Raw genomic sequence first — 23916 nt, 5'->3', positions numbered from 1 at the left:
GCCTCAGACGGCCCGGGTCACGACCCCGGCGGCCGCCAGCGCGGCAACCTCGTCGGCCGGCGCGGAGGCGTCGGTGACCAGGGTGTGCAGCTCGGTGGCGGGGCCGACCCAGGCGTAGGCGGTGTGGCCGAGTTTGCTGCCGTCGGCGGCGGCGACGACCCGGCGGGAGGAGGCGATCGCCGCCTTCTTCACCGCCGCGTCGTCCAGGTCGTAGGCGGTCACCCCCTCGGCCGCGCTCAGCCCGCAGCAGCCGATCACGGCGGTGTCGAAGCGCAGCGCCGCGAGGGAGGCGAGGGTGAGGGGGCCGGTGAGGGCTCCCTCGGCGGCCCTCGGCTGGCCGCCGGGCACCATCAGACGGACCGGGGCCGGGCCGTCGCCCAGCACCTGGATGGACTGCAGGGACAGGGCCATTACCGTGACCGGCCGCTCGCGCAGCAGATGGGCCAGTTCCAGACAGGTGGTGCCGCTGTCCAGGAGGACGGTCTCCCCGTCGGCGATCAGCTTCGACACCTCCGCCGCGATACGCCGCTTGGCCTCGATCGCGTCGTGCGCGCGCAGCGCGAACGGCGGCTCCTCGCCGCGCAGCAGCAGCGTGCGCGCCCCGCCCCGGACCCGCTCCAGGACGCCCTGGGCGGCGAGCGCGTCCAGGTCGCGCCGGATCGTCATCTCCGAGGCGCCGGTCAGCGCGGCCAGCTCCTGGACCGAGCACCGGCCCGCCTCCCGCACGGCCTGCGCGATGACCCCGTGCCGCTCCGTGTTGCTCATCCCGCTCATGCCGGAGATTCAACCGCAGCCAAAACGAACACGCAATGTGTGCGAATCGCCAGTGTTCAAACATGTAGTGCGTTCATTACGGTGGCGGTCATGGAACATTCGCTGCGCTCCGCCCGAGTGGCGACCTTCGTCTACTTCGTTCTCTGCGGCACCACGATGGGCACCTGGGTGGTCAACATCCCCGCCGTCGAGGACCGCGTGGACATCAGCCACGCCACCCTCGGCGGACTCCTGGTGCTGCTGGGCCTCGGCGCCTTCACCGGCATGCAGGCGGCCGGGCGGCTCACCGACCGGCTCGGAGCGCGCGTCGTCGTCCCCGCCACCGGGGTCCTGTGCGGTGCCACCCTGGTCCTGCCCGGCCTGGCCCGCGACCCGTGGACACTGGGCGCCGCCCTGCTGCTCTTCGGCTTCGGCAACGGCTGTCTGGACGCGAGCATGAACGCCCACGCGGTCCACGTGGAGAAGGCCTACGGCCGCCCCGTCATGTCCGCCTTCCACGCCACCTTCTCCGTCGGCGGCGTCATCGCCGCACTCGTCGGTGCGGGCGTGGCGGCCGCCGGTCTGAGTCCCGTCGCGGGCATGGCCGCCGTGGGAGCGCTCACCGTCGTGATCGCCCTCGGCTGGACCCGCGCCCTGCTGGAGACCGTGGCGCCGCCGGCTCCGGCCGACGACACGCCGGAGGCCAAGAGCACCGCCGGGAGCCGTATCTGGATCCTCGCCGTCCTGGCCCTGCTGGTGATGCTGTGCGAGGGCGCCGCCAACGACTGGAGCGCGCTGCACCTGAAGGACGTCCTCGACGCGCCCGCGAGCGTCGCCGCCTTCGCGTACGGCACCTTCGCGGCGACGATGACCATCGGCCGGCTCCTCGCTGACCGGGTCGCCGCCCGGTTCGGCTCGATGGCGGTACTGCGCCACGGCGCGGTCACGGCCGCCGTCGGCATCACGACCGTGGCGCTCGCGCCGTGGGGGTGGGCCGCGTTCGTGGGCTGGGCGCTGTTCGGTCTCGGTCTGTCGGGCTGTGTCCCGCAACTGTTCAGCGCGGCCGGACACGCCGACCCCGCCGCCGCGGGCGCCAACGTCTCGCGGGTCGCCGGACTCGGCTACGTCGGCATGCTCGCCGGTCCCGCCGTCATCGGCTGGCTGACCCACCTCGTCGCCCTGAACCACACCTTCGTGCTGCTGACCCTGATGTGCGCGGTCACCGCGGTGGCGGCGGGAGTCCTGCGCCCGGCACCCGTCCCCGCCCGCGAGACGGCGACGAGCAGCCACTGAACGAACCGGAGACCCCCTCTTATGCCCACCGCCCGCAGGATCGTCCTGTTCGACCTCTTCGGCGTCATCGCCCGCCACCAACGCCCCGGCGCCCAGGAGAAGATGGCCGCCCGCTGCCAGGCCCCCACCGAGGACTTCACCGCCGCGTACTGGGCCTGCCGTCCGCCCTACGACGCCGGACGGCTCTCCGCGACCGAGTACTGGACCGCCGTACTCGGACGCCTCTGCCGACCCGCCGATCCCGACACCGTCGAGGAACTGCGGCTCACCGACATCGACAGCTGGTCCCGCGTCGACGGCCGGATGGTCGCCTACGTACGGTCCCTGCGCGAGACCGCCGAGGTCGCCCTGCTGTCCAACATCCCCGCGGACCACGCGGACGCCTTCCTCGCGGCGCAGCCCTGGCTGCACGAGCTGGACCTCGTGGCCCTCTCCGGGAGGATCAAGGTGGCGAAGCCCGACCCGGCGGCCTTCCTGCACTGTGTGACCGCGCTGCGGGCCGCCCCGGCCGACTTCCTCTTCGTCGACGACCGGGAGGAGAACGTGCGCGCCGCGCAGGCGCTGGGCATGCGCGGACACGTGTTCACGGACCAGGAGGCGCTGGCGGCGGTGATCGCCGCGGGGTGAGCGCGCTCAGTGGACGGAGAACCCGCCGTCCACGAAGAGCGAATGCCCGGTGACGTACGCGGAGGCGCGGCTCGCGAGGAAGACCGCCGCGCCTTCGAAGTCCTCGGGCAGCCCGTTGCGGCCCAGCATCGTGCGCGCCGCGAGCTCCGCCACCTTCTCGTGGTCGTCCTGCAGCCGCGCGTTCAGCGGCGTCAGCACGAACCCCGGCACCAGCGTGTTGCAGGTGACGCCGAACGGTGACCAGGCCTCCGCCTGCGACCGGGCCAGCGACTCAAGACCGCCCTTGGAGACGCCGTAGGCGCCGCTCTGCACGAAGGCGCGGTGCGCCTGCTGGGAGGTGACGTGGATGATCCGCCCGAAGCCGCGCTCGGCCATGCCGGGCCCGAAGCGCTGTCCCAGCAGATACGGCGCCTCCAGGTTGACGGCCATCGTGGTGGCCCAGACCTCGTCGTCCAGGTCGTTCATCGGCGGACGCAGGTTGATCCCGGCGCAGTTGACGAGGATGTCGGGCTCCCCGAACACGGCGGCCGCCGCCTCGGCGCCCTCGCGTACACCCTCCCGGGTACTCAGATCGGCGCTCACCCAGGCGGCGCGGCAGCCGTCGGCCGTCAACTCGTCCACGGCCGCGGTCAGTTCCTTCTCCCGGCGGGCGACGATCACGACGCTCGCGCCCGCCCGGGCCAGGGCCCCGGCGATGGCCCGCCCGATACCGGAGCTGCCGCCGGTCACCAGGGCGACCCGGCCGTCGAGGGAGAACAGTTCGGAGAGATAGTCCCGTGCGGTCATGGACCGCACCCTAAGCGAACGTCCCGCTCAGAACGTACGCCGGAGCAGGTCCAGCAGTGCCGCCCAGTGGCGGGCGTCCGCCTCCGGGTCGTAGACGGCGGTGTCCGCCATGGTGAACCCGTGGGTGGCGCCTTCGTAGACCTCGCAGCGGTGCCGGACGCCGGCCGAGCTGAGGGCGTCCACCAGCCGCTTCTGCTGCTCCACGGGCATGGAGGGGTCGTTGTCGGCGTGGCCGAAGTACAGCTCGGCGGTGACGCGGTGGGCGACCAGGTGCGGGCTGTCGGGGTCGTCGGTGGCCAGCGGCCCGCTGTGGAACCCGGCCGCCGCGGCGACCCGCTCCGGGTAGGTCCCGGCGGTGAGCAGGGACAGACGGGCGCCGAAGCAGTAGCCGGTGAGCGCGACGGGCCCGTCGGCGACGTGCGCGTTCTGGGCGAGCCACCGCAGGTACGCGCCGGCGTCCCGCATGGCGACGGCGGGCGGCAGGATCTGTCCCAGGGGCGGGAGCTTCTCGAAGATCCGCTCGCGGGCGGAGGCGTCGATGAACTCGGGCAACTCCACCACGGGGGCGGGGCCGTGACGGTAGAACAGGTTCGGCACCAGGACGGTGTAGCCCTCCCCGGCGAGCCGGTCGGCCATGGAGCGCACCTGGGGGCGCAGCCCGAAGGCGTCCATGTAGAACAGCACCGCCGGGTGGGGGGCTCCGTCGTCGGGGTGGGCCAGATAGGCGTCGGCTGTGCCGTCCTCGGTGAGGATCTCGACGGTGTTTCCCTGAATGGCGATCATGTGATCATCGTGGCACGGGTGGGGGTGCGGGCGTACGCCCTCACTCGAAACGGGAGGTGTCGCCCGCGCCGCGCCGAATGATCTCGGCCTCGCCGCCGGAGAAGTCGATGACCGTGGTGGGCTCGGTACCGCACTCCCCGGAGTCGACGACCGCGTCCAGCACATGGTCGAGACGGTCCTTGATCTCCCAGCCCTGCGTCATCGGCTCGTCCTCGTCGGGCAGCAGGAGGGTGCTGGACAGCAGCGGCTCGCCGAGCTCGGCGAGGATCGCCTGGGTCACCCCGTGGGCGGGGATACGCACACCGACCGTCTTCTTCTTCGGGTGCTGGAGCATGCGCGGCACCTCACGGGTGGCGGGCAGGATGAAGGTGTAACTGCCCGGCGTGGACGCCTTGATCGCGCGGAACACGTCCTTGTCGATCTGCACGAACTGCCCGAGCTGCGCGAAGTCCTGGCACACCAGCGTGAAGTGATGCCGGTCGTCGAGCTTGCGAATCGCCCGGATCCGTTCGGTTCCGTCCCGGCTGCCGAGCCGGCAGCCCAGCGCGTAGCAGGAGTCCGTCGGATAAGCGATCAACGCGTCGGCCCGAATACTGTCGGCGATCTGCGCGAGGATGCGCGGCTGCGGATTGTCGGGGTGCACATCGAAGTACTTGGCCATCCGCCGAGGGTATGCCCTCGACGGGATTTGGACACGCAGGGCGGGGTGCGCCGTAACCTGCCTTCCTCTGGGCCGGCCCCGCAGCGTGCCGGGGCCGGTTCGCTGGTGACCGGCGCGGGGGCGTGCGGTAGCGTCCCGGGGCGGTACGGAAGCGGTTCAAGCGTGAGGAAGGCCGAAGGTGGGTGGCAGGGGCGACGGGTGGGGCTGGGAGCGGGAGCTGTTGGACCTGCTGCGGCCCGGTGGGAGCGGCGTGCGGCAGGTCGTCGCCTGGCTCGCGGACGCTGTCGGCGGTGCCGTGTGTCTGCACGACGACACCGGTGCCGTGGTCGCGGGGACCGAGCTGGACTCCGGGCCGTTCGAGGGGCTGCTCGGGGATGTCGTCGCCGGGCGGATCGCCTCCGCCGCCTGGGAGGGGCAGGGGCGGCATCTGCGGATGGTCCGGCTGAGCGGCCCCGCCGGGGTGGTCACCGTCTCCCGCACCGCGCCGTTCGGGCGGCGGGACTCCGAGATCGTCACGCGTACCGTGCAGGGGCTTGAGCTGCTGCTCCGGGCACGGCAGGGCACCGAGTCCGAGCGGCGGCTGGAGCGGGCCACCTCCGACCTGCGGCTGGCGATTCTCCAGCTGCTGATGGTCGAGGACACCGTCTCCGCCCGGCGGGTCGCCGCGGGGCTGTGGCCGGGATTGCTGGACACCGACACCGCCTGTGTCTACGTAGTGGAGAGCAGTCCCGAGGAGCGTGACCGGCTCGCCGAGGAGTGTCTGCACACCACGGCCGAGCAGGCCCTGGTCGTGCGGTGCCCGGCGATGGACGGCCATGTGATCGTCATGACGCCCCGGGACAGCGTGGCCGGTGCCCTGCGGTCCCTGATCGAGTCCCGGCCCCGGGTCTTCCTCGGCGGCAGCGCCCGGCAGAGCCTCGCCAGGACCGCCACCGCGTACGGGCAGGCCGTCAGCGCGCTCGCCGTCGCCCACTTCCGGCCCGACCAGGCCGCCGTCTACGCCGAGCGCACACACCCCGAGCGGCTGCTGGACCCCGCCGCCCTGCGGGAGTGGACCGCCCGGGTGCTGCGGCCCTTCGACAGGCTGCCCCACCACACCCGTGCCGAACTGCTCGCCACCACCCGGCTCGGCCTGGAGTTCACCGCCGTCAGCGCCGCCAAGGTCCTCGGCGTCAGCCGCAACACCGTCCGCGCCCGGATGGAACGCGCGGAGACCCTGCTCGGCACCGACTTCACCGACCTCACCGCGCGCGCCGTCGTCCACCTCGCCCTCAACGCCCACGAGAGCGCCGTCCACGACCCCGACCGGGCGCCCGGCGCCCCGCCCGCCGACACCGCCGACCTGTTCACCGGTGCCGCCCTGCGCGCCTGGGCCAACGACCTGCTGGCCCGCCTCGCCACCGACAGCCGCGACCTGCGCCGCACGGTGCGCACCTGGATCGCGGCGGGCGGCAACGCCGAGCGCGCCGCCCAGACCCTGGGCTTCCACGCCCAGACCGTGCGCGAACACGTCCGCGCCGCCGAACCCGTCCTCGAACGGCAGCTCCTCGCCGGAGGCGGCGACCTGTACGAGGTCGTGCTCGCGCACCTGGCCTGCGGTGACCTCGCTCAGCCCGCCCTGCGCGGAGTGGACCAGGACGAATCGGACTCACTTGTGCACAGGTGAGCCACGAGCCCCGCGCAGCGGGCATCAACACGGTTCACAAGCACCCAGGCCTCCACGTAGTTTCGACGAGCCGCGGGGGCGCGACCGGAACGGGGGACCGGTCGACCCCCGCGTTCCCAGCCATGCCCGTCATCCGCCCAGCACCACCGGGATCTCCTGCCACCCGAAGGCGATGAACGACGGCACCTGCTTCAGCTCCCCGGCGTCCACCGCCAGACGGAGCCCCGGGAACCGCTCGAACAGGGCGGGCAGCGCGGTGAGCGCCTCGATCCGGGCCAGCGGCGCCCCGATGCAGCGGTGCACACCGATCCCGAACGCCAGATGGTCGTCGGCCCCGCGCGCCGCGTCGAAGCTGTCCGCGTCCGGACCGTAGTGCGCCGGGTCCAGGTTCGCCGCGGCGTACGTCGTGATGATCGCGTCCCCGGCCGGGATCGTGACGCCCCCGACCTCCACGTCCGTGACCGCGAACCGCAGCGGCAGCGAGGCGATGGAGGGGTGGACGCGCAGCGTCTCGTCGACGACCGCCTCCCAGCCGACCTTCCCCTCGCGTACCGCCGCCAGCTGCGCCGGGTCGCGCAGCAGGGCCACGACCGCGTTGCCGATCAGGTTCACGGTCGTCTCGAACCCGGCGCCGATCACCAGCAGCAGCGTGTACAGCAGCTCCTCGTCGCTGAGCCGGTCGCCGTCCTCGTCGCGCACCCGGATCAGCTCGGTGGTCAGATCGTCCCCGGGGTGTTCGGTGCGGTGGGCGATCAGCGCGGGCAGCACCGTGCCGATCTGCTGCTGCACGAACGCGGCGTGCTCGGGGGACGGGTCCGAGGTGTCCATGATGGCCGCGATCAGCCGGGTGGTGTCCGGCACCAACGCGTCCGGGACACCGAACAGTTCGCAGATGAACCGCAGCGGAAGCGGGTGCGCGAACGCCGCCTTGATGTCCACCCGCTCCGCGCCGGACGCGGCCACCTTGTCCAGCAGCTCCGCCGTGATCGCCTCCACCCGCGGCCGCATCGCCTCGGTGCGCCGCTGGGTGAAGCTCGGCGCCACCAGCTTGCGCAGCCGGGTGTGGTCGGGGCCGTAGGTGGAGAGCATGTTGACCACGCCGACCCAGCCCAGGATCCAGCCCCAGGACGGGTGTTCACCGACCTCCGGCCACAGCCGCCAGTGCTTGCGCGGGTCCTTGCTGACCCGTGGGTCGAGGATCAGCTGCTTGAGGGTGGCGTAGTCGCTGGGCGCCCAGGCCGGGATGCCGCCGGGCAGTTCGACGGGCACGACCTGGCCGAGGGCGCGCAGCCGGGCCGACTCGCCGGGGATGTCGGAGCCGAACGGGTCCAGGGCGAAACGTTCGGCGCGGTCGGTCACGGTCACGAGGGGCCTCCAGGCAGATCGGGGGAGCGGGGGCTGAACCGCACGGGCAGCGAGGTCAGCGAACGGTGGAACGGACCCGGTCGCCAGGTCAGGCGCTCGCGCGGCAGTACGGGTCGCAGATCGGGCAGCCACTGGGTGAGCCGTTCGATCGCCTCGGTCGCGATCAGCAGCGTGTGCTGTTTGACCGGGCACGCGTGCGGCCCCGCCGACCAGGACAGATGGGAGGCGTCCCCGGGGCGGTGCCGGCCGCCGTGCTCCCGCTCGGCGGCGTGCGCGAGGGCCCCGTAGGAGATGACGATGGGGACCGCGGCCCTGATCCACGTGCCGTGGAAGCTCACCGGTGTGCGGGCGTAGTGGATGCCGTAGTTGGCCAGCGGTGTCTCGTGGTGCAGCACCTCCACCACGGCGTCCATCACGGGGCGCGCCCCGCTGGTGAGGGTGGAGTAGTAGGAGGGGTTGCCGAGGATGCGGGAGAGCGCGTTGGAGACCAGGTTCGCGGTCGGCTCGTGCCCGGCGCCCAGGGTGAGGAAGACCTGCCAGGTGACCTCCTCCGGGGTGAGCCCGGCGGGATGGTCCAGCAGCCAGCTCGGCAGGTCCTCGCCGCGCCGCTCGGCCTTGGCGGCGATCAGCTCCAGGACGTACCCGCCGAACTCGGCCTCGCCCTGGGCGGCCTCGGCGCCGCCCTCCATCATCTTGCCGAGCGCCGCGTTGAGCCGGTCGCTCTGGCTGTCGGGCAGACCGAAGAGGTTGTTGAACACCAGCGCCATCAGCGGCCGGGCGAAGTCGCCCACCAGGTCCGCCTCACCGCGCGGGCCGAACCTGCCGACCAGCAGCCGTACCGCGTGGTGGACCCGGGCCCGCAGGTCGTGCGGTTCCACCCGGTCGAAGGCGTCGAGCAGCGCGGTGCGGTAGCGCACGTGCGCGGCGCCGTCGGCGAACAGGGTGTTGGGCCGCCAGCGCATCATGCCGAGGATCGGGGAGTCGTCGGCGACCGTGGACTCCCAGGGACGCGGATCGTGCGAGAACGTCTCGGTGTCGTGCAGCAGGTCCAGCGCCGCCCGCCGGTCGGTGACGACGTACGCGGGCACGCCGGGCGCCAGCTCGCCCCAGCCGATGGGGCCCTGGGCGCGCAGGTCGGCGTAGTAGCGGTAGGGGTCCAGGGCGAAGCCGTCCTCCCACAGCCGCACGGGCGCGGAGCGGGAGAAGGTCTGCTGGGCGGTGGGGTAGGTGGTCACCGGGTCTCCGGGGGGTGGCGGTCGATCAGGTGCTGGACCAGCGCGAGGAGCGCGTCCACGGAGGAGTTCGTGTCGCGGGCGTCGCAGGTCACCATCGGTGTGTCCGGCTCCAGGTCCAGCGCGGCGCGCAACTGGTCCTCGGTGAAGTGGCTCGGCGCGTCCGGGAAGGCGTTGAAGGCGACGGCGTAGGGCAGTCCGCTCTCCTCCACCAGGCCGAGCACGTCGAAGGAGGCGTCGATGCGGCGGCTGTCCACCAGGACCAGGGCGCCCAGTGCCCCGTAGGCGATGTCCTCCCACAGGGAGCGGAACCGCTCCTGGCCGGGCGTGCCGAACAGATAGAGCACGATCCCGCCGTTGAGGCTGATGCGGCCGAAGTCGATGGCGACCGTGGTGGTCGCCTTCTCGCGGATGCCGGCCAGGTCGTCGACCGGGACGGACGCCTCGCTGAGCCGTTCCTCGGTGTGCAGGGGCCGGATCTCGGACACGGAGTCGATCAGCGTGGTCTTGCCCACCCCGAACGGGCCCGCGACCAGGATCTTCACCAGGTCGCGGGCGCCTTCGGGCAGGTGCATGCCGCTAGTCGTGCTTGAGGGCGCGAAGGCCATCGGCCACTCTCTTCAGCAGGTCGGGGTCGAAGCGTTCGGCGGGCGGGATCGGGGCGCGGGCGAGGACCAGGTCGCGGTCCAGCAGCGCTCCGGCCAGGACCCGCACGGCGGAGACCGGCAGTCGCAGGTGTGCGGCGGCCTCCACCACCGTCAGGGAGCCGCCGTCCAGGGCTTCCAGCAGGGCGAGTTCGGCGGCGGGCAGTCCGGGCGGCGCGGGTTCGCCGCTGCCGGTGAGCACCGAGAGCCGTTCCAGGTGCGGACGGCTCGGCCGGGCCACGCCGCCGGTCGACAGATACGCGGGGACCAGCGGACGGCCGCCCGGGCGGCGGCTCATGCCGGCGCGCCGCCGTCGGTGCCTCTGGGCGCGGCGGCCATCGTCTTCTCACCGAGCCGCGCCACCTGGGAGTGCACCCGGTGGGCGAGCAGGTCCAGGCGCACCTCGCTGTCGCCGTAGGCGGCGACGCAGGTGCCGTGGTCGGTCGGCACGATCAGTACATAGCCGTGGTCCGACTCGATGACGACCTGGCGCACCTCGGCGCGCTCCCGGTCGGCGAAGGCGGCCGCCGCGGTGCGGCAGGCGCCCTGCACGGTGCTGGTGATGGCGGCGACCCGCTCGGCGGACGCCTGGCTGAGGGCGTCGGTGTACCCGGTGACCAGGCCGTCCCGGGTGAGCAGCACCGCGGCCACGACGTGCGGCACCTGGAGGATCGGGTCCAGGACCCATGCCGTGTCTCCTGTTTCGCGGCCGGTCATCGGGCCGTTCCCCCTTCGTGGTCGTCCTGTGCGGTGGTGCGTTCACTGTCGTGGTCGGTGACGGCGGCGTTCTCGCGTGCCGCGGCGGTGGCCGCCTGGAGCGCGCCGAGCGCGGCGGCGGCCTCCTCGGGGGGCCGGGCGGGTGTGCGCGGTTCGGGTACGTCCGCCGCGGCGGCCACCCGTGTGCGGCGGCGGCGCTGGGGCAGGCCGTCGGGGGCGGTCCGGGTGGCGTGGTGGTCGGTGGCCGCCGGGGTGTCGTCGGGTTCGGCGACGTAGGCGTGGGCCCTGCTCGGGGCGGGCGCCTGCTCGGGCGTCGCGCGGGGCGTGGGCCGGGGCGCGGCGGCGGCCGGGGGCCGGGCTTCGGGGTCGATGGTGGTCAGTAGGTGGCTGTCGACCCGCAGGACCGCCCGGACGCCGCCGTACGGGGACGGCGAGGACAGGTCGACGGTGAGGTCGAACTGCCGGGTGAGCTGGCCGATCGCGGCGAGCCCCATGCGCGGCGGGTCGCCGAGGTCGGTGAGCAGGATCGGCTCGGAACCGGCCACCATGCGCTGCGCGCGGTCGCGCTCGTCCTGGGTCATGCCGAGGCCGGCGTCGTCGATGGTGACGCAGGCGCCGTGGTGGACGTGTTCGAGGTTCACGATGACGTCCGTGTCGGGCGCCGAGTGGCGAAGCGCGTTGTCGAGCAGTTCGGCGACGATGATCGCGACCGGTTCGACGGCGTGCGAGACCAGGGCGGTGCCCGGCTTGAGGTGGTTGTTGACCCTGACCCGGTGGTACCCGGCCAGCCGGGCCTGCCCCCCGGTCACCGCGTCGACCAGGTGGGACTCCTCGCGGGCCAGCCCCACCCAGGCCCCGCACACCACCGCGGCGACCTGGGCGCGCCGCAGCGACTGCTCGTTCTCGTGGTCGAGTTCGAACAGGGTCTGCGCCAACTCGGGGTCGTCGTAACGCTGTTGCAGTCCGCGCAGGGCGTCCTGGAGCCGGTAGAGGGCGGCCTGGATCTCACGGGTGGCGCCGCGCATGCCGGCCTGGGCGGCGGCGTCGACGCGCACGTGCTGCGCGGTGAGTTCGACGCGGAGCTGCTCCAGGACGTTCTCCATCGCCATGCCGAGCGAGGATCCGGCCGTACGGAGCTCCAGCGGGCCGGGCACGGTGACATGGGGGTGTGCGAGGCGGCGGGCGGCGGCCGGCATGCGCTTGGCCGCCAGGTGCTCGACCTCCGCGGCGAACGTCTGGACCACGCCGTCGAGATGGGCCCGCAGCGCGGCGATCTCGTCGCGCTGCGCGGCCCGTTGCCGTCTGGACCGGAGCAGCCCGCCGCCGAGGGCGAGCGCGGACAGTGTGCCGAAGGCGAGTCCACCGACGGCCAGGTCCGGTAGTTCGATCATCGAATCGGTATCCAGGGAAGTGGGCAGGGGTGACTGAGAGGCCCCCTGACGAGGCGCTCGGAGCACAGTACACACCGTCATCGACCGTTCTCGCACGGTCGATGGGTACTTCGCTCCGATTCTGCCTGCCCTCTGTTCACTTCTGCACCGACTGTCTGAATTGCCATACGGCTACAGGGAGTTGATGATTCAACGAAAACAGGTGGTGGGACCCGGTCTCGGGCGGGACGGCCGCGGGCCCGGTGTGCGAAGGCGAGGGGGCGTGTGCGCGAAGGCGGTGGGGCGGGGTGCGCGCCCCCGTCGAAGAAATCCGAAAAAGTTTCGCCCGCGATGTCGAGAAGCGCTGAGCGGCTGCGTCCCCGGGGTGAACGTGACCAGAATGGGTCGCATCAGGACCGAGGAGAACCACCATGGCCAAGTACCTGCTGCTGAAGCACTACCGGGGCGCCCCGGCGGCGGTCAACGACGTGCCCATGGCCGAGTGGACGCCGGAGGAGATCTCGGCGCACATCCAGTACATGCGGGACTTCGCGGACCGGCTGGAGAAGAGCGGGGAGTACGTCGGCGGCGAGGCGGTCGCCCCCGAGGGGACCTGGGTCCGGTACGACGGCGAGGGGCGGCCGCCGGTCACCGACGGGCCGTTCGCCGAGACCAAGGACCTGATCGCCGGCTGGATGGTGATCGACGTCGACAGCTACGAGCGCGCCGTCGAGCTGGCCGGGGAACTGTCGGCGGCCCCCGGTGCGGGCGGCAAGCCCATCCACGAGTGGCTGGAGCTGCGGCCCTTCCTCGCCCCGCAGCCGGGCATCACCGAATGTCATGGATGAGGCCCTCCTCAGAAGCCTCACGCCGAGCGTGATCGGTGTCCTCGTCCGGCGCGGAGCGGATTTCGCGGCGGCCGAGGACGCCGTACAGGAAGCGCTGATCGAGGCGCTGCGCGGGTGGCCCGCCGACCCGCCGCGGGACCCCAAGGGGTGGCTGGTCACGGTGGCGTGGCGCAAGTTCCTCGACGCGACCCGCTCGGACGCCGCCCGGCGCCGCCGCGAGGACCTGGTCGAGGAGCAGCCGCCGCCCGGGCCCGCGCCCGCCACCGACGACACCCTCCAGCTGTACTTCCTGTGCGCGCACCCCTCGCTCACCCCGGCCTCCGCGGTCGCCCTCACCCTGCGTGCCGTCGGCGGACTCACCACCCGCCAGATCGCCGAGGCGTACCTGGTGCCCGAGGCGACCATGGCCCAGCGCATCAGCCGCGCCAAGCGCACCGTCTCCGGCGTGCGCTTCGACCGGCCGGGCGACGTCGCCACCGTCCTGCGCGTGCTGTACCTGGTCTTCAACGAGGGCTACTCCGGGGACGTGGACCTCGCCGCCGAGGCCATCCGGCTCACCCGCCGGCTCGCGGCCGTGATCGACCACCCCGAGGTCCGGGGCCTGCTCGCGCTGATGCTGCTCCACCACGCCCGCCGCGCCGCCCGCACCGCCCCCGACGGCAGTCTGGTGCCCCTCGCCGAACAGGACCGGAGCCGGTGGGACACCGTACTGATCGCCGAGGGCGTGGACATCCTCCAGGCCGCCCTCGCCCGCGACCGGCTCGGCGAGTTCCAGGCCCAGGCCGCCATCGCCGCCCTGCACTGCGACGCGCCCACCGCCGAGGAGACCGACTGGGTGCAGATCGTCGAGTGGTACGACGAGCTGGTCCGGTTCACCGACAGCCCCGTCGTCCGCCTCAACCGCGCCGTCGCCGTGGGCGAGGCCGACGGCCCCCGCGCCGGACTGGCCGTGCTCGCCGCCCTCGACGACTCCCTGCCCCGCTACACAGCGGTCGCCGCCCACCTGCACGAACGCGACGGCGACCCGCGCACGGCGGCACGCCTGTACGCCGAGGCCGCCGACCGGGCGTCCAGCCTCGCCGAGCGCGACCACCTCACCCGCCAGGCCGCCCGCCTCAACGCCCTCCTGCGCCGCTCGGCAGAGTCCGCACCGTCCACCGGATCCGCCGGGGACCGGTGACGCGGGGCCGGTGACGCGGGGCCCGGCGACCGGTTACCGTACCGGCCAGTAACCGGACCGCATGCAGGAGGCCCCCATGCCGCAACTCGCAGTCGACGGCGCGAAGCTGACGTACGACGACGAGGGGCCCCGCGACAGCCCCGAGGCACCCCTGGTCTTCATCCACGGCTGGACCGCGAACCGGCACCGCTGGGACCACCAGATGGCCCACTTCGCCGAGCGCCGCCGCGTGGTCCGCCTCGACCTGCGCGGCCACGGCGAGAGCACCGGCGCCGGGGTGCGCACCATCGAGGAACTGGCCGCAGATGTCGTCGCCCTCCTCGACCACCTGGAGATGGAGCGGTGCGTCCTGGTCGGCCACTCGATGGGCGGCATGATCTCCCAGGCCATCACCCTGGCCCGGCCCGAGCGGGTCGAGCGCCTGGTGCTGGTCAACTCCATCAGCCGGATGACGTACAGCCGCGGCCGGGGGCTGCTGATGGCCGCCTCGACCCTCGTACCGTTCAAGCTCTTCGTCGCCGCCAACATCCAGCGCGCCTTCGCCCCCGGATACCCGCGCGAGGAGATCCGCGAGTACATCCGCGCCTCCGCGGACACCCCGCGCGAGGTCGTCATGACCCTGTACGGCGCCATGCGCGCGTTCGACGTCCTCGACCGCGTCGGCGAGATCCGCACCCCCACCCTGCTGATCCACGGCTACCACGACATCCAGCTCCCGGTCGGCCAGATGCTCCGCATGGCGAAGGCGTACCCGGACGCTCTCGTGCGCATCATCGACGCGGGGCACGAACTCCCCGTGGAGCGCCCCGCGGAACTCACCGCCGCGATCGACGCGTTCGTGACGGCACGGACGCCCGTCTGAGAGGAGCCGCCGTGGCAGGAGCGGTCCCCCGGCGCATCACCGAGGCGGTCGCCCTGCTCGACGTCCGCCCGGCCGACCGCCTGCTGGAGATCGGCTGCGGCGGCGGGGGCGCCGTCCAGCAGCTCCGCCCGCTGCTGACGACCGGCACGATCACGGCGATCGACCGCTCGCCGCACGCCGTGGCCCGGGCGGCGGCACGCAACAGTGACGGCATCGAGGCCGGGCGGGTCACGCTCGCCCGGGCCGCCTTCTCCGCTCCCGAACTGGCGGCGGCCGGGCTGTCGGACCGCCGCTACGACAAGATCCTGGCGATCGACGTCAACCTCTTCTGGACCGGCCCCGCCACCGCCGAGCTCGCCCTCGCCGCCGACCTGCTCGCCCCCGGCGGCGCCCTGTACGCGTGCTACGACCCGCCGGGCGGGCGGAACGAGGAGATCGCCGCGAAGGTGGCGGCCGGGTTCACGGCGGCGGGACTGACCGCCGAGATCGTCCGCCCGGCACCGATCGTCGCTGTCATCGGCCGCCCCTGAACCCCGGCTCGTATATGCAACGCGGGCTCTTATTTAAGAGTTGCCTTATATAAGCGAGGGGTGGCATAGTCGGCTCCGTGCACGCCTTCGACGTTCTGGGGGATCCGGTCAGACGCCGGATATTGGAGCTGCTCGCCACGGGCGAGCAGGCGTCGGGTGAGATCACCGCCGTCATCCGGGAGGAGTTCGGGATCTCGCAGCCGGCCGTGTCCCAGCACCTGAAAGTGCTGCGGGACAACGGCTTCGCGTCCGTGCGCGCGGAGGGCACCCGGCGGCTGTACGCCGTCGACGCCGCCCCGCTGCGCCAGGTGGACGACTGGCTGGACCGGTTCCGGGGCTTCTGGGAACAGCGGCTCGACGCACTGGAGACGGAACTCGCGCGCGGCAAGCGCGAGCGCAGACGCCATCAGGAAGTGAGAGACGATGACTGACTTCGTCGATGAGATCAACCGCCTGCACCGCCGGGTCGGTACCCGCCAGGTCGAGGCCGGCGAGGCCCGCACCGTGTTGCTGCGGCGCTCCTACGACGCCGAGATCGCCGATGTGTGGGACGCGGTGACCTCCCCCGAGCGCATCGCCCGCTGGTTCCTGCCGGTCACCGGCGAGTTCAAGGTCGGCGGCCGCTATCAGCTCCAGGGCCAGGCGGGGGGCGAGATCCTGCAGTGCGACCGGCCCACCCTGCTCCGCGTGAGCTGGCTCTACGGCCCCGACCCGGGCTTCAGCGAGGTCTCCCTGCGCCTGACCCCGGAGGACGAGGAGCGCACCGTCCTGGAACTGGAGCACGTCGCGGTCGTGCCCGAGGAGTTCTGGGGACAGTTCGGGCCTGGCGCCACCGGAGTGGGCTGGGACATGATGCTGCTCGGGCTCGGCATGCACCTGGCGGGCGGCGGCTACACGCCGGAGCAGGCGCAGGAGTGGGCGATGTCCGACGAGGGCAAGGCCTGCCACACCCTCTCCGGGGAACTGTGGGGCGCCGCCTACGCCGCCTCCGGCGCGGACCCGGAGGTGGTCGAGTCGACGACCAAGGCGACGGTCGCGTTCTACACCGGCGCCGAGCCGACCTCCTGAAAGACCGCGTCACCGACTTCGAGCACCCCGTCCGACAGCGGGGTGCACCGCACGCCGCCCTTGCCGCGCAGCGCGCGCTGGGCACCCGGGCCGACGGTGACCTCCATCCAGGCGCACGGCCGCGCCGGACGGTTCAGGGCGAAGGTCACCGGCCCGGACCCGCAGTCGATGCTGACGACCGAACCGACCAGGGAGTCGATCTCGACACCCCGCAGCAGCACATTGCGCCGCGTGCCGGTCAGGTCCACCGCCGGATCGATGCCGACGGGCAGGTTCTCCTCGGACATCAAGGTCACCGAGGCGTTCCGGTGCGCCTTCTGCCCGAAGTAGCGGTCACCGACCAGGCCGAGCCCCGCGCGGACCTCCGCCCGCGTCACCAGGTCCCCGTCCCGCGCGGGCGGCAGCCCGTCGGCCGGCCGCCCCGCGAGCCGGTGCGCGGGCGACACCAGCAACTGCACCACCTGTATCCGCCTGGTCATGACCACCAGCCTACGGAGAGCGCCCCCCGCGTCAGCAGGGCGCCCGCCACACCCCCAGCGCGGGCTTCTTCCGCATCGACGACAGCTTCAGCCGCCGCGCGTCGGCGCAGAAGGCGGAGTTCGGCTCGGCGTACTCCACGTGGAAGACCGCCTTGCCCGCCGCGATGAACGGCTTCAGCAGCCCGCACTCGTCGTACTGGGCGCACTCCTCGTTCACCGCGAAGTCGAAGTGCCGGACCAGCTCGGGGATCTGCGGCAGGTCGTTCTTGAGCCCGACGGACAGCCCGCGCCGGTGCGCGACGTCCGCGATCATGCGGTTGTACCGGAGCTGGTCCCGCGCGGTGAGCGGAAACCCGGTGTCATTGCCGTACCCCTCCACCAGGTCCGGCTCGACCGCGTCGAACCCCTTGTCCCGGCACATGTCGAAGCGGCGCTCCATGATCGGCCGCAGTACCGACAGCTCCCGGATGTCCAGCCAGCGCTCCCCCTTCCAGCCGTTGGGGCGGCCCAGCACCGACTCGGGGAAGTCGTCCGCGTCGGGCCGGAAGTCCTCCCAGGCGCCCACGTTGATGTAGCAGATCACCTTGCGCCCGTCCCGGTGCAGCCGGGCCACGTCCTCGGCGGAGTTCTCGAAGCCGTCGATGTCGTACACCGGCACGTCCACGGACGGATCCACCTTCCCGTCGAGCTGCCACTGCCAGGCCAGCCCGGGGCGCGGCCGCCACCGCTCGGACGGTTCGGCGGTGCCGCTGTCGCCCGAACCGGAACACCCGGCGAGGGCCGCCAGCACGACGAGCACCACCGCCACAACTGTCTTCCTCACACCTCCACCCCCGACAGTGCGGGCGTCAACCCAGCCCAGGGATTGGGCTGTTCCCCGGTGACCGGCCCCGACACCGCCGCCCCCCGGTGATGCGCGGTCCGCACCGCCAGCGGGATCAGCGCCTCCGGCACCCCGTACACCAGATGACAGAACCTTTCGGCGGGCTGCCGCGCGGTCCACGAAGGGCGGCTGAACGCCGAGACGTACGTCGACCAGTGCCCCTCGAAGGTCACCGTGAGGTCGGCCAGCCGCGTGTACCCCGGCGCCGGATGCACCCCCGGATTGAGCACCACCGTCTCCGCCCCGGTCCGGCGCACCGCGCGCACCAGCCTGCGGCACTCCGGCAGCCCCGCCCGGTCCGCCTGCACCCGGTCCAGGAAGCAGCCGTCGGCCCCGTACCACTCCAGGTGCCGGCGCACGTCCTCCACCACCTGAGCCGGATCGCGCTGCCCGTACCCGGTGTCCGCGTAACCCAGCAGCCGCGCCCCGGCCGTGCGCAGCGCCCCGGCCGCCGCCGTGAACGCCGGGTCGGGCTCGCTCCCGGGGCCGCTCGCCGGGTTGATGACGACGCCGTACGTACGGTCCGCGCCCTCGATCAGCCGGTGCCAGGCGCCCGGGTCCTCGGCGGGATGGACGTACAGCGGGATCAGCAGGCTCACGGTGTCCGTCCGTCCTCCCACAGCGCCCGCAGTGACTCCTGAAGGGTGTGGGCGGGCCGCCAGCCCAGCACCTCGTGCGCGGCCGTGATGTCCGAGCACTGCCAGGACACCCGCGCCGACCGGGCCGAGCCGCTCACGGACTCCTCGATACGGCCCTGGAACCCGGCCGCCGCGGCGAGCCCGTGCACCAGGTCCCGCACCGGCACCGCGGCACCGCCGCTGACGTTCAGCACGGGCGGCAGCGGCCCGTGCGCCGTCACCGCCAGCTCCACGGCCCGCGCCACGTCCCGTACGTCGACGAAGTCGCGGTACGCCGAGAGGTCACCCAGTCTGAGGACGCCGCCGCCGTCCCGGAGCTGGGCGGCGACCCGGCCGGGCAGTCCGGCGGCCGGGGCACCCGGCCCCACCGGATTGCCCACCCGCAGCACCACCGCGTCCAGCCCGGAGGCGGTCACCGCGGCCGTGCCCGCCAGCTTGGTCGCGCCGTACGGGCCGACCGGGCCGGCCGGCGCCGACTCGGTGACCGGGACGCCGGGCGCGCCGGGCCCGTACTCGGCGGCGGAGCCCAGATGGACCAGGCGCGCCGCCGGGGCCGCCGAGCGCAGCGCCGCGCAGAGCGCGGCCGGGCCGCGGGCGTTGACCTCGGCCAGGGTGACGGTGTCGCCCGCGACGGCGCCCGCGCAGTTGACCACCGCGTCGGGCGCCGCCGACGCCAGGGTCTTCGCCAGCCGTTCGGGGTCGGCCGTGGCGAGGTCGACGTGATGGTCGGCGTCGCGGGAGCGGCCGCCGCCGAGCACCCGCGCGCCCGGCAGGGCGCGCAGCCGCTCGACGACATGGCCGCCCAGATAGCCGGTGAAGCCCAGGACGAGAATGCGCATACGGGACTCAGGCTCCCTTGAGCAGCAGGTTCTTGCGGCTGGTGAACTCCGCGTTCGCCCGGTCGTAGTCGTCGGGGCGGCCGATGTCCAGCCAGTACCCGTCGAAGTCGTAGGCGTGCGGCGGGTGCCCGGAGTCGAGCAGGTCGAGGACCAACTCGTCGAAGCCGAGCGGCAGTCCGGGGGTGTAGTCGGCGAGCGTGTCCCGGGACAGGCCGTAGACGCCCATGGAGACCCGGCAGTCCATGCTCGGCTTCTCGGTGAAGGCGACCACCTTGCTGTCGTCGGTGGTCAGCACCCCGAAGTCGATGTGCACCTTGCGCGCGTACGTGGCGATGGTCAGCGGCGCGCCCGACTCGCGGTGCCGGCGCAGCACATCGGCGAAGTCGAGGTCGGTGAGGATGTCGCCGTTCATCACCAGGAAGGTCTCCGGCAGCCGCTCGCGCAGCGACAGCAGCGGGCCCATCGTGCCCAGCGGGCTCTCCTCGGTGGCGTAGTCGACCTTCATGCCCCACTGCGAGCCGTCGCCGACGAAGGCGCGGATGATCTCCCCGAGGTGGCCGATGGCGAGGGTGCAGTGCGTGAAGCCGGAGGCCGAGAGCTGGCGCAGCACGATCTCCAGGATGGCGTGCTGGTCGCCGATGGGGACGAGCGGCTTGGGCAGGGCCGTGGTGTAGGGCCGCAGCCGGACGCCCTTGCCGCCCGCCAGGATCACTGCGTGCATGGGGACTGCTCCTTCATGGAACGTCGGTGGAGGGTTCAGATGTTGTAGATGCCGGTCTTGTAGCGGGCCAGGTTGGCGGGGTCGCGGAAGAACTCGACGGTGTGGGCGAGGCCTTCCTCCAGCGTGTGCGCGGGCTGCCAGCCGGTGGCCGCGGTGAGCCGGGAGGCGTCCGCGACCAGGCGCATCACCTCCGAGGCGGGCGGCCGCAGCCGCTCGGGGTCCTCGCGCACGTCGAGGGCGGTGTCCATCACCTTGCCGATCAGCGCGACCAGGTCGCCGACGGAGATCTCGCCGCCGGTACCGGCGTTGAAGGTGCGGCCCACGACCTGCTCGGCGGGCGCGGTGCCCACCGCGAGGAAGGCCTGCGCGGTGTCCTTGACGTAGGTGAAGTCCCGGGTGGGCCGCAGGTCGCCGAGGGTGATCGTGCGCTGTCCCGAAGCGACTTGCCCGATCACGGTGGGGATCACGGCCCGCATCGACTGCCGGGGACCGAAGGTGTTGAACGGCCGCAGCGTCACCACCGGCGTCTCGAAGCTCGCGTGGTAGCTGTCGGCCAGCCGGTCCCCGCCCGCCTTGGAAGCGGCGTACGGCGACTGGGTGTTGATGGGGTGGTCCTCGGTGATCGGCACGGTCTGCGCGGTGCCGTAGGTCTCGCTGGTGGAGGTGTGCACCAGCCGTGGTGTGCCCAGGGCGCGCACGGCCTCCAGCACGTTGAGGGTGCCGGTCACGTTCGTGTCCACGTAACTGTGCGGCGCCTGGTAGGAGTACGGGATCGCGATCAGCGCGGCCAGGTGGTACGCGCAGTCGGCGCCCTCCAGCAGGCCGCGCACGGAACCGGGGTCGCGGACGTCGCCGAGGACGATGTCGACGTGCTCCAGGACGTCCGGGGCCAGGGTCTCCAGCCAGCCGTAGGAGGAGAAGGAGTTGTACTGGGCCATGGCCCTGACCCGGTGCCCGGAGGCGACGAGGGCCTCGGTGAGGTGCGAGCCGATGAAGCCCTCGGCTCCGGTGACGGCGGCGAGCGGTGCGGAGGTCAACTCAGGGGTCCTTCCGGTCGGTTGGGTGAGCGGCGGTGGCTCAGACGTGCGGGGCGGGACGGCCCAGCGTCCACAGCGCGCAGAGCGCGAGACACAGGGCGGCGCCCCCGTAGGCGAGTGCGAGACGGTCCGGGGCGGTCGCGAAGGCGCAGGCCGCGGCGGTCAGACAGATCGCGGCCGGGGCCCAGGCGACGCCGAACGCCTGGAGCAGCAGGGCCGTCCACAGGGCGGCCGCGAGCGGCAGCAGCGCCACCGGGTCGCTGCCGGTGAGCAGGGCGGCCGGCAGCAGCGGCAGCAGGTAGGCGAGCAGGCACAGGGCGAGCACCCCGGCCGAGCGCCACAGGAACGCGGTGGGCGTGGCGGCGGCGCGCAGGGCACCGACGGACAGCCCCCGGTACCGGTAGAGCAGCCATTCGGCGGGGCCCATGGACAGGGTCAGCGCGATCACCGCGTACGGGTGCTCGCGGCCCTCCAGCATCACCATGACTCCGGCCGCGAGCCCGAACAGGCCGTACGGCAGGGACCGGTGCGCGGGTGGCGGGGGAGCGGCGGGGCCCGGCGGTGCGGTGAGCGCGCGGCGCAGGGCGTGGGCGGTGACGGCGAGGGTGGCGAGCAGGGCCAGCAGGGGCAGTCCGGCGCGCAGTTCCGCGGGCGGGTTCCACCAGGGCAGTGCGGCGGACCCGGCGATCAGCGGGGTGAGCGCGGCCAGCAGCAGCCACTCGGCGCCGAGCACCAGCAGCACGCCCGCCGCGGCCAGGTAGACGGCCTGCGCGAAGGCCACCAGGGTGACCGGACCGGCCTGCGCGGGCACCGCCGCGCAGGCCGTGGCGAGAACGGCGCCCAGGGGCGCGCCGACGGCGAGCGTACGGCCCGCCGCGCGCCGGCCGGCCGCCATCCGGGCGTGGGCCCGGTGGCCCAGGCCCTGCCCCCACGCCCAGGAGACCAGACCCGCCACGACCAGCGGCGTGAGGTGCGCCGAGGCCTTCCACAGCGGCGCGGCGAGGAGGTAGGCGAGCCCCGGCAGCGCGAACAGCAGGCCGCGCAGCAGACAGCGCACATGGTCCGGCCGCCAGGGGTCGGGCGTGGGCGCGGGCTCGGGGAAGGTGCGGGGGACCAGTTCGTAGAGGGCGGAGGCGAGCGAGAAGATGTCGGGGTGCCCGAACCGCTCCGTGACCACGGCGCCGGTCAGGCCCTCCGACTCCAGCAGCGCCGCCACCTCGTAGGGATGGACCGCGGGCCCGATGCGGTCGGCGAGTTCGGCCGCCAGCGCGTCCACCTCGGCGCGGTGCGTGCCGCGGTCCGGGAGCCGGAGGGCGAGGGTGGCGTCGTCGGCGAGCCGCAGCGCCAGGGTGTCGTGCTCCTGGCCGCCGGGCTCCAGGGCTATCGGGCCGCTCATATGGCGAGACTCCTCGCCGGCTCGGGAAGCGACACGGGCTCGGGCGCGGGCACCCGGCTCGTTCTGGGCAGTTCCTGGTAGATGTCGCGGAAGGTGTCGATGGTCCGGCGCAGGGTGAACTGCTCGATCACCCGCAGCCGCGCCCCCTCGCCCATCGCCGCCCGCCGCACCGGGTCGCCGAGAAGCTCCAGCGCGGCGGCGGCCATCGCGGCCGGGTCCCTCGGCGGCACCACGAGCCCCATGTCGCCGACGGCCTCGCGCACCCCGCCCACATCGGTGGACACGGTGGCCCGCCCGCACGACATCGCCTCGATCAGCGTGAAGGGGAAACCCTCGCTGATGCTCGACAGCATCACGATCGTCCCCGCGGCATAGGCGTCCTTGATGTCGTCCACCCGCCCCTCGAACGTCACGGCGTCCGCGTGCCCCAGCTCGGCGGCCAGTGCCTCGCAGCGCTCCCGGTAAGCCTCACCGCCGCGCGGGGTACCGCCGAACAACCGCAGCCGTACGTCGGGCAGTTGCTCGCGGACGAGCGAGAAGGCCCGGATGAGCGTCTCCAGGTCCTTGATCGGGTCGACCCGGCCGGCCCAGCTCATGGTGAGGGTCTCCGGTTCCGGCCCGGCGGGCGGGAAGGCAGCCGGGTCGACGCCGTTGTACACGGTCCGGATGGACTGCGGTGCGGCCCCGCCCTGCTCCTCCCACAGCCGGTTGTAGCGGTTGCCCGGGGTGATCAGGGCCGCCTTGCGGTAGGTCTCCTCCGCCAGCAGCCGGAAGAAGCCCAGCACGACGGCCTTCACCGGCCAGCGGTAGGGGGCGGTGCGGTAGCCGAGGTAGCGCTCGCGCAGATAGACGCCGTGCTCGGTCAGCAGCAGCGGAACGCCGTGCCGTTCCCGTGCGGCCAGGCCCGGCAGGACCGCGACACCGCCGCTCACCGCGTGGGTGACCCCGTCGGTGGGCAGTGGGGCCGTCAGCGGGCGCAGGGCGTGCTCCAGCAGCGAGGTGGCGGTCAGCGCGTCGTGCAGGGTGGGCCGGGCCTCGCGGACCACGAGACCGGGCCGGTTCCACACGGAGGCCAGCACCGACACCGCCCGGTCACCGCGCAGAAAAGGGCTGAGCGTGCCCTCCTCCGCGGCCCGCGCCATCGTGTACAGGCCAGGGGCGAAGTCGTCCTCGGCGCAGGGGTCCAGCAGCGCGGTCAGGAACCGCTCGTAGGCGCGGGCGAGTTGACGGCGGGCGCGGCCCTTGGGCGGCTCGCCCTCGGGCGGTGCGCCCCACATCGGCACGGAGCGGACCCGGGAGACATGGGAGGGCAGCTCCCACACCACCGGTTCGTGCCCGGTTCCGGTGACGGCGATGACGTCGAACGCCACGTCGGGCATGCCGGTGACGAGCTGGTCGCACCAGACGCTGACGCCTCCGTGGCTGTGCGGGTAGGTGCCTTCGGTGAGCAGAGTGACGCGCGTCGCGTCCGAGCGGCGCGCGCCGCGGGGATCGTGCATCGATGTGCTCCACGGCCGAGGTGAGAGTGGTCGTGCCGG

The 23916-nt window shown here is 73.1% G+C and carries 27 protein-coding genes; 9 read left to right on the top strand and 18 right to left on the bottom strand.

The window, feature by feature from the left end; translation table 11 throughout:
• Window positions 1–3: 3 nt before the first annotated feature.
• Complete coding sequence (locus ACZ7L7_RS14355) at window positions 4–765, bottom strand: DeoR/GlpR family DNA-binding transcription regulator (protein WP_285512760.1); 762 nt, start codon at window positions 763–765, stop codon at window positions 4–6.
• 99 nt (window positions 766–864) lie between these two features.
• Here ACZ7L7_RS14355 and ACZ7L7_RS14350 point away from each other — a divergent pair, with 99 nt between their 5' ends.
• Window positions 865–2046 carry an MFS transporter gene (locus ACZ7L7_RS14350; RefSeq protein ID WP_472075947.1) on the top strand — a complete coding sequence of 394 codons (1182 nt, stop codon included), beginning with the start codon at window positions 865–867 and terminating at the stop codon, window positions 2044–2046.
• 21 nt (window positions 2047–2067) lie between these two features.
• Complete coding sequence (locus tag ACZ7L7_RS14345; RefSeq protein ID WP_472075945.1) at window positions 2068–2673, top strand: HAD family hydrolase; 606 nt, start codon at window positions 2068–2070, stop codon at window positions 2671–2673.
• A gap of 6 nt (window positions 2674–2679) precedes the next feature.
• Here the strand turns inward: ACZ7L7_RS14345 and ACZ7L7_RS14340 are convergent, their stop codons facing one another.
• The 3 genes from ACZ7L7_RS14340 to ACZ7L7_RS14330 are packed head-to-tail and all read right to left on the bottom strand — an operon-like array spanning window position 2680 to window position 4903.
• Complete coding sequence (locus tag ACZ7L7_RS14340) at window positions 2680–3459, bottom strand: SDR family NAD(P)-dependent oxidoreductase (RefSeq protein WP_285512610.1); 780 nt, start codon at window positions 3457–3459, stop codon at window positions 2680–2682.
• Between the two features lie 27 nt (window positions 3460–3486).
• A complete protein-coding gene (locus ACZ7L7_RS14335; RefSeq protein ID WP_471429655.1) occupies window positions 3487–4242 on the bottom strand; it encodes a dienelactone hydrolase family protein in 756 nt (251 codons plus the stop codon).
• A 40-nt stretch (window positions 4243–4282) separates the two neighbouring features.
• Complete coding sequence (locus ACZ7L7_RS14330; RefSeq protein ID WP_285512608.1) at window positions 4283–4903, bottom strand: L-threonylcarbamoyladenylate synthase; 621 nt, start codon at window positions 4901–4903, stop codon at window positions 4283–4285.
• A 178-nt stretch (window positions 4904–5081) separates the two neighbouring features.
• On the opposite strand from ACZ7L7_RS14330, the gene ACZ7L7_RS14325 reads away from it, so the two are divergent.
• Window positions 5082–6569, top strand: a complete 1488-nt coding sequence (locus ACZ7L7_RS14325; protein ID WP_472075942.1) for a helix-turn-helix domain-containing protein — start codon at window positions 5082–5084, stop codon at window positions 6567–6569.
• Window positions 6570–6698: 129 nt separating this feature from the next.
• On the opposite strand, the gene ACZ7L7_RS14320 is transcribed toward ACZ7L7_RS14325, so the two are convergent.
• From ACZ7L7_RS14320 to ACZ7L7_RS14295, 6 genes are read right to left on the bottom strand one after another with little or no spacing between them, the layout of a single operon-like run.
• The gene (locus tag ACZ7L7_RS14320; RefSeq protein WP_285512606.1) at window positions 6699–7934 is read right to left on the bottom strand and encodes a cytochrome P450 family protein; all 1236 of its coding nucleotides are present in this window, start codon (window positions 7932–7934) and stop codon (window positions 6699–6701) included.
• Window positions 7931–9169, bottom strand: coding sequence for a cytochrome P450 (locus ACZ7L7_RS14315; protein ID WP_285512605.1), 1239 nt, complete (start codon window positions 9167–9169; stop codon window positions 7931–7933). Before ACZ7L7_RS14315 ends, ACZ7L7_RS14320 begins: the two co-directional genes overlap by 4 nt.
• Window positions 9166–9774: a GTP-binding protein gene (locus ACZ7L7_RS14310; RefSeq protein ID WP_453608211.1), complete on the bottom strand. Its 609-nt coding sequence runs from the start codon at window positions 9772–9774 to the stop codon at window positions 9166–9168. Before ACZ7L7_RS14310 ends, ACZ7L7_RS14315 begins: the two co-directional genes overlap by 4 nt.
• The gene (locus ACZ7L7_RS14305) at window positions 9746–10108 is read right to left on the bottom strand and encodes a DUF742 domain-containing protein (protein WP_285512603.1); all 363 of its coding nucleotides are present in this window, start codon (window positions 10106–10108) and stop codon (window positions 9746–9748) included. Before ACZ7L7_RS14305 ends, ACZ7L7_RS14310 begins: the two co-directional genes overlap by 29 nt.
• On the bottom strand, window positions 10105–10527 hold the full coding sequence (locus ACZ7L7_RS14300; protein ID WP_093723189.1) for a roadblock/LC7 domain-containing protein: 423 nt from the start codon (window positions 10525–10527) through the stop codon (window positions 10105–10107). Before ACZ7L7_RS14300 ends, ACZ7L7_RS14305 begins: the two co-directional genes overlap by 4 nt.
• Window positions 10524–11918, bottom strand: a complete 1395-nt coding sequence (locus tag ACZ7L7_RS14295) for an ATP-binding protein (RefSeq protein ID WP_285512602.1) — start codon at window positions 11916–11918, stop codon at window positions 10524–10526. The genes ACZ7L7_RS14300 and ACZ7L7_RS14295 overlap by 4 nt, the downstream gene beginning before the upstream one ends.
• 410 nt (window positions 11919–12328) lie before the next feature.
• Between ACZ7L7_RS14295 and ACZ7L7_RS14290 the strand changes: the two genes are divergently transcribed.
• The 6 genes from ACZ7L7_RS14290 (at window position 12329) to ACZ7L7_RS14265 (ending at window position 16385) form a co-directional block, all read left to right on the top strand.
• A complete protein-coding gene (locus tag ACZ7L7_RS14290; RefSeq protein ID WP_472075939.1) occupies window positions 12329–12745 on the top strand; it encodes a YciI family protein in 417 nt (138 codons plus the stop codon).
• On the top strand, window positions 12738–13925 hold the full coding sequence (locus tag ACZ7L7_RS14285; protein WP_472075937.1) for an RNA polymerase sigma factor: 1188 nt from the start codon (window positions 12738–12740) through the stop codon (window positions 13923–13925). The genes ACZ7L7_RS14290 and ACZ7L7_RS14285 overlap by 8 nt, the downstream gene beginning before the upstream one ends.
• Before the next feature lie 76 nt (window positions 13926–14001).
• A complete protein-coding gene (locus ACZ7L7_RS14280) occupies window positions 14002–14787 on the top strand; it encodes an alpha/beta fold hydrolase (protein ID WP_285512599.1) in 786 nt (261 codons plus the stop codon).
• 11 nt (window positions 14788–14798) lie between these two features.
• Window positions 14799–15317 carry an SAM-dependent methyltransferase gene (locus tag ACZ7L7_RS14275; protein WP_285512598.1) on the top strand — a complete coding sequence of 173 codons (519 nt, stop codon included), beginning with the start codon at window positions 14799–14801 and terminating at the stop codon, window positions 15315–15317.
• Window positions 15318–15394: 77 nt separating this feature from the next.
• Complete coding sequence (locus tag ACZ7L7_RS14270; RefSeq protein ID WP_471593338.1) at window positions 15395–15748, top strand: ArsR/SmtB family transcription factor; 354 nt, start codon at window positions 15395–15397, stop codon at window positions 15746–15748.
• A complete protein-coding gene (locus tag ACZ7L7_RS14265) occupies window positions 15741–16385 on the top strand; it encodes an SRPBCC family protein (RefSeq protein WP_285512596.1) in 645 nt (214 codons plus the stop codon). The genes ACZ7L7_RS14270 and ACZ7L7_RS14265 overlap by 8 nt, the downstream gene beginning before the upstream one ends.
• On the opposite strand, the gene ACZ7L7_RS14260 is transcribed toward ACZ7L7_RS14265, so the two are convergent.
• From ACZ7L7_RS14260 to pelF, 8 genes are read right to left on the bottom strand one after another with little or no spacing between them, the layout of a single operon-like run.
• Complete coding sequence (locus ACZ7L7_RS14260) at window positions 16358–16864, bottom strand: molybdenum cofactor biosysynthesis protein (protein ID WP_285512595.1); 507 nt, start codon at window positions 16862–16864, stop codon at window positions 16358–16360. The two genes, ACZ7L7_RS14265 and ACZ7L7_RS14260, sit on opposite strands and share 28 nt — an antisense overlap.
• A gap of 31 nt (window positions 16865–16895) precedes the next feature.
• Complete coding sequence (locus ACZ7L7_RS14255; protein ID WP_471593339.1) at window positions 16896–17687, bottom strand: endo alpha-1,4 polygalactosaminidase; 792 nt, start codon at window positions 17685–17687, stop codon at window positions 16896–16898.
• On the bottom strand, window positions 17684–18346 hold the full coding sequence (locus ACZ7L7_RS14250) for a spherulation-specific family 4 protein (RefSeq protein WP_285512593.1): 663 nt from the start codon (window positions 18344–18346) through the stop codon (window positions 17684–17686). The genes ACZ7L7_RS14255 and ACZ7L7_RS14250 overlap by 4 nt, the downstream gene beginning before the upstream one ends.
• Entirely contained in the window at window positions 18343–19224 is an 882-nt protein-coding gene (locus tag ACZ7L7_RS14245; protein WP_472075933.1) for an NAD-dependent epimerase/dehydratase family protein, read from the bottom strand. The genes ACZ7L7_RS14250 and ACZ7L7_RS14245 overlap by 4 nt, the downstream gene beginning before the upstream one ends.
• A 7-nt stretch (window positions 19225–19231) precedes the next feature.
• A complete protein-coding gene (locus tag ACZ7L7_RS14240) occupies window positions 19232–19945 on the bottom strand; it encodes a nucleotidyltransferase family protein (RefSeq protein ID WP_471593341.1) in 714 nt (237 codons plus the stop codon).
• Between the two features lie 35 nt (window positions 19946–19980).
• Window positions 19981–20982: a GDP-mannose 4,6-dehydratase gene (locus tag ACZ7L7_RS14235; RefSeq protein ID WP_285512590.1), complete on the bottom strand. Its 1002-nt coding sequence runs from the start codon at window positions 20980–20982 to the stop codon at window positions 19981–19983.
• Between the two features lie 40 nt (window positions 20983–21022).
• The gene (locus tag ACZ7L7_RS14230) at window positions 21023–22378 is read right to left on the bottom strand and encodes a hypothetical protein (RefSeq protein WP_285512589.1); all 1356 of its coding nucleotides are present in this window, start codon (window positions 22376–22378) and stop codon (window positions 21023–21025) included.
• A complete protein-coding gene (gene pelF, locus ACZ7L7_RS14225) occupies window positions 22375–23877 on the bottom strand; it encodes a GT4 family glycosyltransferase PelF (RefSeq protein WP_472075931.1) in 1503 nt (500 codons plus the stop codon). The genes ACZ7L7_RS14230 and pelF overlap by 4 nt, the downstream gene beginning before the upstream one ends.
• Window positions 23878–23916: the final 39 nt, after the last annotated feature.

Source organism: Streptomyces sp. NPDC110618 (genome assembly GCF_055657065.1).
This window is presented reverse-complemented; position numbering and strand designations above follow the sequence as displayed.